At 72.5% G+C, this 11,219-nt stretch carries 16 protein-coding genes; 8 read left to right on the top strand and 8 right to left on the bottom strand.

Going from position 1 to position 11,219, the window contains the following annotated elements; genetic code table 11:
- Positions 1-13: 13 nt before the first annotated feature.
- Positions 14-262 (bottom strand): hypothetical protein, encoded by a 249-nt coding sequence (locus tag Q7T52_RS07570; RefSeq protein ID WP_304801017.1) that lies wholly within the window; start codon positions 260-262, stop codon positions 14-16.
- Here Q7T52_RS07570 and Q7T52_RS07575 point away from each other — a divergent pair.
- On the top strand, positions 248-1,753 hold the full coding sequence (locus tag Q7T52_RS07575; protein WP_304801018.1) for a fumarate hydratase: 1,506 nt from the start codon (positions 248-250) through the stop codon (positions 1,751-1,753). The genes Q7T52_RS07570 and Q7T52_RS07575 overlap by 15 nt on opposite strands.
- A 278-nt stretch (positions 1,754-2,031) precedes the next feature.
- On the opposite strand, the gene Q7T52_RS07580 is transcribed toward Q7T52_RS07575, so the two are convergent.
- Together Q7T52_RS07580 and Q7T52_RS07585 are read right to left on the bottom strand one after the other, a co-directional pair.
- Positions 2,032-2,202, bottom strand: a complete 171-nt coding sequence (locus Q7T52_RS07580; RefSeq protein ID WP_304801021.1) for a hypothetical protein — start codon at positions 2,200-2,202, stop codon at positions 2,032-2,034.
- A gap of 60 nt (positions 2,203-2,262) precedes the next feature.
- Positions 2,263-3,117: an SDR family oxidoreductase gene (locus tag Q7T52_RS07585; RefSeq protein WP_304801023.1), complete on the bottom strand. Its 855-nt coding sequence runs from the start codon at positions 3,115-3,117 to the stop codon at positions 2,263-2,265.
- Positions 3,118-3,228: 111 nt separating this feature from the next.
- On the opposite strand from Q7T52_RS07585, the gene Q7T52_RS07590 reads away from it, so the two are divergent.
- Positions 3,229-3,591 (top strand): helix-turn-helix domain-containing protein, encoded by a 363-nt coding sequence (locus Q7T52_RS07590; protein WP_304801026.1) that lies wholly within the window; start codon positions 3,229-3,231, stop codon positions 3,589-3,591.
- Here Q7T52_RS07590 and Q7T52_RS07595 read toward each other — a convergent pair.
- Both Q7T52_RS07595 and Q7T52_RS07600 read right to left on the bottom strand, forming a co-directional pair.
- Positions 3,495-4,070, bottom strand: coding sequence for a DoxX family protein (locus Q7T52_RS07595; protein WP_304801028.1), 576 nt, complete (start codon positions 4,068-4,070; stop codon positions 3,495-3,497). The two genes, Q7T52_RS07590 and Q7T52_RS07595, sit on opposite strands and share 97 nt — an antisense overlap.
- Positions 4,071-4,166: 96 nt before the next feature.
- A complete protein-coding gene (locus Q7T52_RS07600) occupies positions 4,167-4,679 on the bottom strand; it encodes a hypothetical protein (RefSeq protein WP_304801030.1) in 513 nt (170 codons plus the stop codon).
- Between the two features lie 73 nt (positions 4,680-4,752).
- Here Q7T52_RS07600 and Q7T52_RS07605 point away from each other — a divergent pair, with 73 nt between their 5' ends.
- Positions 4,753-5,448 (top strand): hypothetical protein, encoded by a 696-nt coding sequence (locus tag Q7T52_RS07605; protein ID WP_304801032.1) that lies wholly within the window; start codon positions 4,753-4,755, stop codon positions 5,446-5,448.
- Here Q7T52_RS07605 and Q7T52_RS07610 read toward each other — a convergent pair.
- Complete coding sequence (locus Q7T52_RS07610; RefSeq protein ID WP_304801034.1) at positions 5,442-6,020, bottom strand: hypothetical protein; 579 nt, start codon at positions 6,018-6,020, stop codon at positions 5,442-5,444. The two genes, Q7T52_RS07605 and Q7T52_RS07610, sit on opposite strands and share 7 nt — an antisense overlap.
- A gap of 38 nt (positions 6,021-6,058) precedes the next feature.
- Between Q7T52_RS07610 and Q7T52_RS07615 the strand changes: the two genes are divergently transcribed.
- Entirely contained in the window at positions 6,059-6,838 is a 780-nt protein-coding gene (locus tag Q7T52_RS07615) for an SGNH/GDSL hydrolase family protein (RefSeq protein ID WP_304801036.1), read from the top strand.
- A 76-nt stretch (positions 6,839-6,914) separates the two neighbouring features.
- On the opposite strand, the gene Q7T52_RS07620 is transcribed toward Q7T52_RS07615, so the two are convergent.
- Positions 6,915-7,448, bottom strand: a complete 534-nt coding sequence (locus tag Q7T52_RS07620; protein ID WP_304801038.1) for an SRPBCC domain-containing protein — start codon at positions 7,446-7,448, stop codon at positions 6,915-6,917.
- Positions 7,445-7,834: a helix-turn-helix transcriptional regulator gene (locus Q7T52_RS07625; RefSeq protein ID WP_304801040.1), complete on the bottom strand. Its 390-nt coding sequence runs from the start codon at positions 7,832-7,834 to the stop codon at positions 7,445-7,447. Before Q7T52_RS07625 ends, Q7T52_RS07620 begins: the two co-directional genes overlap by 4 nt.
- An 87-nt stretch (positions 7,835-7,921) precedes the next feature.
- Between Q7T52_RS07625 and Q7T52_RS07630 the strand changes: the two genes are divergently transcribed.
- From Q7T52_RS07630 to Q7T52_RS07645, 4 genes are read left to right on the top strand one after another with little or no spacing between them, the layout of a single operon-like run.
- Positions 7,922-9,274, top strand: a complete 1,353-nt coding sequence (locus Q7T52_RS07630) for an aspartate ammonia-lyase (RefSeq protein WP_304801048.1) — start codon at positions 7,922-7,924, stop codon at positions 9,272-9,274.
- A complete protein-coding gene (locus Q7T52_RS07635; RefSeq protein ID WP_304801042.1) occupies positions 9,271-9,987 on the top strand; it encodes a class I SAM-dependent methyltransferase in 717 nt (238 codons plus the stop codon). Before Q7T52_RS07630 ends, Q7T52_RS07635 begins: the two co-directional genes overlap by 4 nt.
- Before the next feature lie 7 nt (positions 9,988-9,994).
- Entirely contained in the window at positions 9,995-10,576 is a 582-nt protein-coding gene (locus Q7T52_RS07640) for a class I SAM-dependent methyltransferase (protein WP_304801044.1), read from the top strand.
- Between the two features lie 32 nt (positions 10,577-10,608).
- A complete protein-coding gene (locus Q7T52_RS07645; RefSeq protein ID WP_304801046.1) occupies positions 10,609-11,061 on the top strand; it encodes a hypothetical protein in 453 nt (150 codons plus the stop codon).
- The last annotated feature ends 158 nt before the right edge of the window (positions 11,062-11,219 follow it).

Genomic DNA, 11,219 nt, shown 5'->3' on the forward strand with positions numbered 1-11,219 from the left:
CGCTATAACCCCCTTAGAACGCTTCCAGCATATCGAGAACGCCATGAACGCCCCCGCCAACATCACCCCGCCGCCTCCGTATTCGCATACGCCATTGTTCCCGCTCGGCAAGGACGAGACGCAATATCGGAAAATCTCGGACCAGGGCGTACGCGTCGAGCAGGCTTTCGGCCGCGACTATCTGGTGGTTGATCGCGAAGCGATCCGGCTGCTCTCCGAGCAAGCGTTCATCGATATCAATCATCTTTTGCGGCCCGAGCATCTCGCCCAGCTCAGCAAGATCCTGGACGACCCCGAGGCGACCTCGAACGACCGCTTCGTCGCTTACGACCTTCTGAAGAACGCCAACATCGCATCCGGGGGCGTGCTGCCGATGTGCCAGGACACCGGCACGGCGATCGTGATGGGCAAGAAGTCCGAGGGCGTGCTCACCGGCGTCGACGACGCCGAGGCGATCTCGCGCGGGGTCTACGACGCCTACACCCAGCTCAACCTGCGCTACTCCCAGCTCGCGCCGCTGACGACCTACGAGGAGAAGAACACCGGCACCAACCTGCCGGCGCAGATCGAGCTCTACTCGACGCCGGTGGGCGCGAGCGGCAAGCCGGAGTACAAGTTCCTCTTCATGGCCAAGGGCGGCGGGTCGGCCAACAAGTCGTTCCTCTTCCAGGAGACCAAGGCGATCCTCAACCCCCAGCGCATGCTGAGCTTCCTCGACGAGAAGATCCGCTCGCTCGGGACCGCCGCCTGCCCGCCCTACCACCTGGCCGTCGTCATCGGCGGCACGTCGGCGGAGTTCGCGCTCAAGACGGCCAAGTACGCCTCGGCGCACTACCTCGACCACCTGCCGACCGAGGGATCGATGTCGGCGCACGGGTTCCGCGACCTCAAGCTCGAGGAGGAGGTCTTCAGGCTGACGCAGTCGTTCGGCATCGGTGCGCAGTTCGGTGGCAAGTACTTCTGCCACGACGTCCGCGTCGTGCGTCTCCCCCGCCACGGCGCCTCGTGCCCGGTGGCGATCGCGGTGTCCTGCTCGGCGGACCGGCAGGCGCTGGGGAAGATCACGTCGGAGGGCGTCTTCCTCGAGCAGCTCGAGACCGACCCGGCGCACTACATGCCCGACGCGGGCGTGGCGGAGGACATCGCCGGCGGCGAGGTCGTCGCGATCGACCTCAACCAGCCCATGGCCGACATCCTGGCCGAGCTCTCGCGCCACCCGGTCAAGACCCGGCTCTCGCTCACCGGCCCGCTCGTCGTGGCCCGCGACATCGCCCACGCCAAGATCCAGGAGCGGCTCGACGCGGGCGAGGAGATGCCCGACTACCTCAAGAACCACCCCGTCTACTACGCCGGTCCGGCCAAGACTCCCGCAGGCATGGCCTCGGGGTCCTTTGGGCCGACGACGGCCGGACGGATGGACTCCTACGTCGAGTCGTTCCAGGCCGCCGGCGGCTCGATGGTCATGCTCGCCAAGGGCAACCGGTCCAAGGTCGTCACCCAGGCGTGCGACACCCACGGCGGGTTCTACCTCGGCTCGATCGGCGGGCCCGCCGCACGCCTCGCCCAGGACTGCATCCGCAGCCAGGAGGTGCTCGAGTACGCCGAGCTCGGCATGGAGGCCGTCTGGAAGATCGAGGTCGAGGACTTCCCCGCCTTCATCGTCGTCGACAACAAGGGCAACGACTTCTTCACCGACCCGGGCGGCACCGTGACCGTGCCGATCACAGGCCTCCGCGTGCGCTCCGCGGAGTAGGCGAGGTCAGCACGCTCCTGCGGCCAAAGAACGACCGGGCCCGCGGCCACCCTGGCCACACGGCCGTCTTGGCGCCCGGGCCACACAGCCGGCTTCGCGCCCGGGCCACACGGCCGGCTTGGCGCCCGGCGCCCGGGCCACACGGAAACGCCACCACACGGCGCACGTCGAGGGGGGCTGCCCCCCGACCCGGTCGTGCCCGCCGGCCGGAGCAGGCGGCAGCACAGCCCAGGAAATGCGGGCACGCGGGTCGAGAAGGCCCCCATCGACCCAGAGAACTAGTGCGTGTTCTCGTCCCGGTGGGGGTTGGAGTTGGGGCCGGCTTCCTTGATGTCGTCGGGAGCGTCAGGGTTGCCGGCGACGCCCTGGGCGTCGTCGATCGGGGTGTCGGAGTCCGCCGGGTCCATCTTCTGGACCTCGGAGACCTGGCCGCCTTCGTTGCTGGGCATGCCCCTACGGTCGCAGGTCCGACGTCGCGCCGGACCACCCGCGTGGTGGCATGGGGCAGGTCACACCAAGGGGCGCAGGCCGTCGACCAGCGGGGTCGTCGGCCGGCCGATGAGGCGCGACAGGGTGCCGTCGGTGTCGCCGACGACGCCGTCGCGGATGCCGGTGTCGATGCCGGCGACGAACCCGGCCGTGTCGGCGTCGAGGCCGAACGACTCGAGCAGCGCGACGTGCTCGTCGGTCGTGACGCGCTGCAGGCTCACGTCGCGGCCGAGGACCTCGGCGAACGTCGCGGCCAGGGTCTCGAAGTCCCAGGCCTCGTCGCCGGCGAGCTCGTAGACCTGCCCGGCGTGGCCGTCGGTGGTGAGCACCGCGGCAGCGGCCGCCGCGTAGTCGGCGCGCGCGGCACTGGCGACGCGGCCGTCACCGGCGCTGCTCGTCAGCACACCGGTGTCACGGGCCGTGGCGAGGTCCTGGGCGTAGTTCTCGTGGTACCAGCCGTTGCGCAGGATCGTCGCCGGGATCCCGGACGCCGCGATGACCTCCTCGGTCGCCTTGTGCTCTGGGGCGAGCACGAAGTCGGCGGTGGTCGCCTTCGGGGCGCTGGTGTAGACGAGGTGGCCGACGCCGTTGGCGGCCGCCGCCTCGACGACGGCGGTGTGCTGGGCGACGCGCTGGCCGACCTCGCTGCCCGAGATGAGCAGCACGCGGTCCACGCCCTGGGTGGCGGCCTTGGCGGTGGTCGGGTCGGAGTAGTCGAGGTGGACGACGTCGACGCCGCGCTCGGCGTGGTCGGCCAGGCTCTCGGGACGGCGTACGCCGGCGCGCAGGTCGGCGGGGGCGACCCCGCGCTCGAGCAGGGCGTCGAGGACGAGGCGGCCGAGGTGGCCGGAGGCGGCGGTGACGAGGATGGTCATGGTGGATCCCTTGCTGTCAGGTGGTGCTGGCGGGTCTGTCACCACCTCGAACCGGGCTCCACCGTTGATGCTTCCCATCGGGAGGTACCCACCTTTCGGTAAGGTGGTGGCATGACGGTGAGTCTCCAGGTCATGCGTGCCCAGCAGGACGGCATCTTCACCGACGGGTGCCCGAGCCGGGTCGTCCTCGACCACGTGACCAGCAAGTGGGGCGTGCTGGTGCTGGCGGCGCTGGCCGACGGCACCCTGCGCTGGGGCGAGCTGCGCCGCGAGGTCGACGGCATCAGCGAGAAGATGCTGGCCTCGACCCTCAAGACGTTCGAGGCCGACGGCCTCGTGCAGCGCACGGCCTACCCCGAGGTGCCGCCGCGCGTCGACTACCGGCTGACGCCGCGGGGCCGCGACCTGGCCGAGGCGATGTCGCCCCTGATGACCTGGGTCGCGGCCCATGCGGACGCCATCGTCAACGGCTGAGCGTCAACGGCTGAGCGTGGGCGCGGGTCGCTCGCGGTGGGCGACGCGGTGGTCGACCGACCGGCCAGCAGCCCGTCGAGCGACAGCCGCCCGGCGCCGGTGGCGGCTAGGGCCAGGCCGATCGCGCCGAGCACCAGCACGAGCTCGTAGCCGCCCTCGTTGGCGAAGAACGCGTCGCGGTGGACGTACCAGAACGCTCCGGCCATGTCGGCCGCGACGAGGAGCCCGACGAGCGGTGTGAGCGCGCCGAGCAGGAGCAGCACGCCCCCGACGAGCTCGATGCCGATCGCGTAGGCGGCGGCCGCGTCGGGGAGCGGGATGCCCAGGGCGTCGAAGCCGTCGGCGGTCGCGCCGAAGCCCTGGCCGTCGAGCTTCTGCCAGCCGTGGGCGATCATCACGACACCGAGGACGACGCGCAGGACCAGCAGGCCGGCGTCCTGGCGCAGGCTGGACGGATGGATGCCGAGCAGGGTCTTCATCGGTGCCTCCGAGCAGGTAGTTGATGTTTCCACGACCGTAGGGAGCGTTGATGAGACCGTTCTAAGAGATCGGTGTCGGGCGTGTGAACACTGCTCTCACTCGCGCCGCCACGACGTCCGGCCCCACGGCTTCCAGATCGACAGCACCAGTGCCACGCCGAGGGCCACGAACGACACCGCGGGCGGGAACAGCAGGTGCTGCCCCTCCCGACCCACCGCGTCGCGCACCTCGTCGGCGGTGCCGGTGAGGTCGACCGGCAGCCCGAGCGCGCCCGGCAGCAGCAGCACGAGCACCAGCACGGTCAGCACGACGCCGATGACCAGCTTGACCGCGACCCACCACCACTGCAGCAGACCCCACCGGGTCCCCCACCCGAGGACCACGCCGGTGAGGAGCATCCCGATCGCCAGCGCGGGCACCACGGGAGGTACGACGAGCCGCGCGGCCGTGTAGGTGGCCGCCGCCACGGGACCGGAGTCGGTGGTCCAGCCGGTGAGCAGCAGCAGGAAGAGGCCGAGGTCGAGCCCCATCCACCCGACCCCGCAGAGCACGTGCAGCGCGAGCGTCGTCCGCCGCCAGCGCCGAGTCAGGGTGAGGGTGAGGGCCATGCCGGCACGCTAGGCCGGTCCGTGCGCGGTCGGCATCGGGTGGAACCCTGAGGTTCGACCCCGAGGAGCGAGCATGGACCACCGCGAGATCGCCCGCGCCGAGAGCGAGCGCGGCGAGCTGGTGCTGCGCGAGCGGAGGCCGGGCCCGGACGACCCCGAGGGGACGCCGACGGCACTCGAGCTGCGCGCCAACGGCGTGTTCGTGATGGACACCGTCGAGGTCGCGACCGAGCGGGCGCTGGCGACCGCGGCCCTGGCTGCGGTGGCCTCCCCGCGGGCCGTCGTGGTCGGGGGGCTGGGGCTCGGCTACACGATGCACGAGGTGCTGGCCGACACCCGCGTCGAGGTCTGCGCGGTGGTCGAGGTCGAGGAGGCCCTCGTGGGCTGGATGCGCGACGGGACCGTCCCCCACGGGCCGGCGCTCCTCGCCGACGCGCGGGTCAAGGTCGTCGTCGCCGACGTGGCGGTCGCGGTCGCGGAGGCGCGCGCGGCGTCGTACGACCTGGTGCTGCTCGACGTCGACAACGGCCCGGGCTACCTGGTCCACGACGCCAACGCGGCGCTCTACGCCCGGCCGTTCCTCGAGGCCGTGCGAACGGTGCTGCGACCCGGCGGCGCGGTCGTGGTGTGGTCCGCGTCCGAGGCACCGGAGCTGGCGACGGTCATGGACGGGGTCTACGACGCCGTGGAGGCGGTCGCCCTCGACGTACGCCTGCAGGAGCGCGACGAGCAGTACTGGCTCTACCTCGGGCGCGTCGACGACTACTGAGAGCGCTGCGCCTGCGCGACCGGCGCCGACGCCGGGACCGGGTCGGCCGGCTTCATCTCGCCGACCTGCTCGTGGGCCCGCTCGCGCACGGCGACCTTGATCTGCTCGAGGTTGTTGCGCAGCAGGTCGGAGACGAGCTCGTCCATCCGCGGGTCGCTCAGCGCGTCGATCAGCACGCGGAGCACGGTCTCGGAGACCTCGGACACGATCGTGTCGTAGCCCGGGAGCTTCTTGACGAGCCGGGCGTTGGGGTCGGCGCGGACCTTCTCGGCGACCAGGGCCTTGAGCTCGTCGTGGTTCTCGAGGAGCGCGTCGGAGATGTTCTTGGTGTAGTGGCCGGTCTGGATGACGGCCGCGACCTCGTCAAGCACCACGATCGTCAGCGGACGCTTGATGAGCCCGATCAGCCGGTAGGTCAGCCGGCTCGCCCGGTCGACCACCCACGGTCGCCGCATCCCCAGCCGGACCAGCACGGCGCCGACCGCGGCGGCGACGATCGACCCGCCGACCAGCACCCCCACGACGAGCAGGAGCACCTGCAGGGTGCTGAGGTCCTCCAGCCACTGGGACATGCCCGCAGCCTAGGCAGGTGCGTCCTAGGGTCCGTGACGTGACCCGGTACGTCGCCCTCGGCAGCTCCATGGCCGCCGGCCCCGGCATCGCCCCGCGGGCGCCGGGCAGCCCGCGGCTGGCAATGCGCTCCTCGCGCAACTACCCGACCCTGCTGGCCGAGGCGCTCGACCTCGACCTCGTCGACGTCAGCTACTCCGGCGCGACCACCGCGCACCTGCTGACCGACCGCCAGAACGGCGCTCCCCCGCAGGTCGAGGTCCTCGACGGGACCGAGACGCTGGTGACGATCACGATCGGCGGCAACGACGTGGCCTACGTGCCGGGGCTGCTCGTCGCGACGCTGCCGACGCCGGTGCGGTGGCTGCCGGTCGTGGGGCCGCGGCTGCGCCACGTGCTCGACCCGACCGCCCGGCAGGTCGCGCTGGCCGAGGTGGGGGCCTCGCTGCGGGCCGTCGGGCTCGCCGTACGGGAGAAGGCACCGGGGGCCCGCGTCGTCTTCGTCGACTACCCCACCATCCTGCCGCCCGCCGGCCGGTCGGCCTTCCCGCTGCGCGAGCGCTACGTCGACCTCGGCCGCCGCGTCGCCGAGCAGCTCGAGAGGGCCACCGCCGAGGCCGCGCTCGCCAGCGGCTGCGAGCTCGTCAGCGCGGGCGCCGCCAGCCGCGACCACCACGCCTGGTCGGAGGACCCGTGGACCGTCGGCGCCACCCTGCCGATCCCCGGCCGCCCGCTGTCCTACCACCCCAACGCCGCCGGCATGCGCGCCGTCGCCGACCTGCTCGAGACCCACCTGGCGACCACTCCCACCACCCCCTGAACCGCGAGTCGGCGTTGCTGCTCAGTCTCTGCGCCGACTCGCGCTGAATCGGCTTCAACTCTGCGCCGACTCGCGGTCAGGTGAAGAGGGCGCGGTAGTCGTCGGAGCTCTCCAGGTAGGGCTCGAAGGCGATGGCGGTCAGGTCGGCCTCGTCGGGGTGGGCCGCGAGGTCGGCGACGAGGCGGTCGAGGTAGTAGTCCCAGCCGGGTCCGACGCTGGCGACCATGTCGGCGCCGACCGGGCCCTCGGGGACGGCCTGGCTGAAGGTGAGCGTGGTGGTGCCGTCGGCCTCGGTGAGCTCGAGGGTGTGCTGCCAGTGGACCCGGGGACCAGAGCCGTCCTCCGAGAACGGCGCGTCCTCGCGGCTGCGCACGACGAAACGCCGCGGCGGCTCGCAGACCAGGACGTCGTAGACCTCCTCGGGCACGTCGTCGCCCTCGGCCGTCATCCGGAAGACGACCTCGCCGGAGGCCGGGTCGCCGGACCAGGTGCCGATCCAGCGCTCCATCCGCGCCGGCTCGGTGCACGCGGCCCAGACGTCGTCGATGGGGGCGGCGAACGTGCGGGTGAAGGCGAGGTCGGCGCCGACGCGCGTTCCGAGGGTGGTCATCCGGTCTCCTCCTGGCTGGGCTGGCTGGGCTGGCTGAGCTGGCTGGACGGGGTGGCGTGCTGGTCGCGGACCGTACGCCGAACCTCGAGGTCGAGGCCGGCGAGGGCGGCCTCGGCGAAGGGGGCTGCGGGCGCAGGCCGGCGCAGCTCGCCGAGCAGTCCCACCACGGGTGCGAGCCCGGCGCGGTCGAGCGCGTAGTGCCGCTCGCGACCCCGGTCCTCGACCGTGGTCAGTCCCGCCTCGGTGAGCAGCCGCAGGTGCTTGCTGACCGCCGGCCGGCTGATCGGGTGGGCCGCGGCCAGGTCGACCACGCGGGCCGGCCCGGCGGCGAGCGCCCGCAGCAGCTCCCGGCGTACGGGGTCGGCGAGCGCGGCGAACGGGTCCACCCCTCATTAGTAACCGACCGGTTACGTGTCGGTCAAGGGCCGACTGGTTACGTTGGACCGGTGAACACACGGATCGAGCACGACTCCATGGGCGAGGTCGAGGTCCCGGCCGACGCCCTCTGGCGCGCACAGACCCAGCGGGCGGTCGAGAACTTCCCGATCAGCGGCACCCCGATCGAGCCGGCGCTCGTGCACGCGCTCGGTCACGTCAAGGCCGCCGCGGCCGTCGTCAACGGTGAGCTGGGCGTGGTCTCCCCCGAGATCAGCGCGGCGGTCGCGACCGCCGCCCGCGAGGTCGCGGCCGGCGACCACGACGCCGAGTTCCCCGTCGACGTCTTCCAGACCGGCTCCGGCACGAGCAGCAACATGAACGCCAACGAGGTGGTCGCCTCGCTGGCCGCGCGCGCCGGCACCGACGCGCACCCCAACGACCACGTCAACGCGAGCCAGTCGAGCAACGACACCTTCCCCACGGCCATCCACGTCGCGGTCACCCTCGCCGTCGTCGACGACCTGCTCCCGGCGCTGGCGACGCTGCACGACTCGTTGGCGGCCAAGGCCGAGGAGTTCGCCGGGCTGGTCAAGTCCGGGCGCACGCACCTGATGGACGCGACCCCGGTGATGCTGGGCCAGGAGCTCGGCGGCTACGCCGCCACGCTGGCCTACGCCGCCGAGCGGCTGCACGCCGTCCTCCCCCGCGTCCGCGAGCTGCCGCTGGGCGGCACCGCCGTCGGCACCGGCATCAACACCCCGCCCGGCTTCGCGGCGCGGGTGATCGAGGTGCTGTCCGAGGCGACCGGCCAGGACTTCACCGAGGCACGCAACCACTTCGAGGCCCAGGGCACCCGTGACTCGCTGGTCGAGCTCAGCGGGGTGCTGCGGACCATCGCCGTCGGCCTCACCAAGATCTGCAACGACCTGCGCTGGATGTCGTCCGGCCCCACGACCGGGCTCGCCGAGATCCACCTGCCCGACCTCCAGCCGGGCTCGAGCATCATGCCGGGCAAGGTCAACCCGGTGCTGCCGGAGGCGACGCTGATGGTCTGCTTCCAGGTCGTCGGCAACGACGCGGCCGTCACGATGGCCGGCGCGAGCGGCAGCTTCGAGCTCAACGTCGCGATGCCCGTGATCGCCCGCAACGTGCTCGAGTCGACGCGCTTGCTGGCCACCTCGACCACCCTGCTCGCCCGTCGCTGCGTCGACGGGATCACCGCCGACACCGAGCGGATGCGCCGCTACGCCGAGTCGTCGCCGTCGGTCGTCACGCCGCTCAACAAGCAGCTCGGCTACGAGGCTGCAGCCAAGATCGCCAAGCAGTCGCTCGCCGAGGGCCGCACGATCCGCGAGACCGTCATCGCGCTGGGCTACGTCGAGCGCGGCGACCTCACCGAGGCCGAGCTCGACGCGGCCCTCGACGTCGAGAGCATGACGCACCCGTGAGCACCCGGCACGAGATGGTCGACCGGGGGCAGGTGCAGACGCAGTACCGCACCGAGGAGGGGCTCACCACCCGCAGCTCGGTGTGGCACCCGACCGCCGACGGACGCGAGCCCGCGGCCGAGGCGCTGGCCGAGGTCGTCGCGGCCGCGCCGCAGCGGGTGCTCGAGATCGGCTGCGGCACCGGCGCGTTCGCCGCCCGGGTCGCCGCCGCGCTGCCCGACGCCGGGGTCGTCGCGGTCGACCAGTCGCCGCGGATGGTCGAGCTCACCGCGAGCTGGCGCCTCGAGGCGCGCGTCGCCGACGCCCAGGACCTGCCGTTCGCTGACGGGTCCTTCGACGCGGTCGCCGCCCTGTGGATGCTCTACCACGTGCCCGACCTGCACCGCGGCCTCGCCGAGGTACGCCGGGTGCTGCGGCCGGGCGGCACCTTCGTCGCCGTCACCAACGGCGACGAGCACCTCGCCGACCTGCGTCGCGACGCCGGCGGAGCGCCGGTGGTGACCCACTTCTCCAGCGAGAACGGCGACGTCGCCCTGCACGCCCACTTCGACGACGTACGCCGCCAGGACCTGGTGACCCGCGCCTGGTTCGCCGACCGCGCCGCCGCCCTCGGCTACCTCGACTCCACCCGCGAGGGCGTCGCCTGGTCGCCGCCTGTCGACGGGTGGCCGCGCGAGTACGCCGGGCACGTGACCGTGTTCGTGGCCCGGTGAGGGCACGATGACGGACTGGGACGCCGAGGCCGCGACCTTCGACGACGAGCCCGACCACGGCCTTGCCGACCCCGCCACCCGCGAGGCCTGGCGCCAGCTCCTCGCCGCCCACCTGCCGATGCCGCCGAGCGACGTCGTCGACCTCGGCTGCGGCACCGGCACGCTGTCGGTCCTGCTCGCCGACGCCGGCCACCACGTCCGCGGCCTCGACCTCTCGCCCGCGATGGTCGAGCGCGCCCGGGACAAGGCGACCGACGCCGGTCACGACGTGGCCTTCACCGTCGGTGACGCCGCCGAGCCGCCGTACGACGCCGCGTCGGCCGACGTGGTCCTCTGCCGCCACGTCCTCTGGGCGCTGCCGGAGCCGGCCGCCGTGCTGCGCCGCTGGGTCGACCTGCTGCGGCCCGGTGGCCGGCTGGTGCTGGTCGAGGGACGCTGGCACACCGGGGCCGGCCTCGCCGCGGCCGACCTCGAGGCGCTGGTCGTGGGGCTCGCCGCCGACGTACGGGTGCTGCCGCTCGAGGACGAGCTCTACTGGGGCGGCCCGATCACCGACGAGCGCTACCTGCTCGTCGCGCTGCCCGGCTGATTCGCGGCGCTGGCACGGGGTAGGCCTCGGGCATGCCCGAACGCCACCCCGTCGTCCGCCAGCTCTACGTCAGCGCGGCCGTCCTTGCCTTCGCAGCCTCCTTCGCCCCGCTGTGGGCCTCGGAGTCGCCGGGCGACACCTACTCGACGATGAACCTCTGGACCGCCGTCGCCCTCGACGGCGGCGGGGCCGCGGCCCTGGGCGTGCTGCTGATCCTGGCGATGGTCGGCACGGCCGTGCGGGGCGCGGCGTCGGTGTCGCGCTCGTTCGGCGTCCCCGTCGCGATGCTCGCCATCGGGGCGCTGGCCCTGGTCATGCTGGTGACCCGCCCCGGCTCGGGCGACGCCGGCCTCGGCGCCGGCTCAGGTCTGCTCCTCGGCACCACGATCCTGCTGGTCGTCACCGCGCTGGTCGACGCGCTGATGACGCCACGCCAGGATGCGCCGCTGGTGGACGACGTACCGGTGCGGCTGCCGCGGGGTTGAGTCGGCTCTGGCACCAACTCGAGCGATCGCACGAGTTGGGGACGGATCCGGGGCTGACCCGGGGGTCAACTCGTGCGATCGCACGAGTTGGGGACGGATCCAGGGCTGACCCGGGGGTCAACTCGTGCGATCGCACGAGTTGGGGACGGATCCAGACC

Origin of the sequence: Nocardioides sp. (assembly GCF_030655615.1) — a bacterium.
Taxonomy (GTDB): domain Bacteria; phylum Actinomycetota; class Actinomycetes; order Propionibacteriales; family Nocardioidaceae; genus Nocardioides.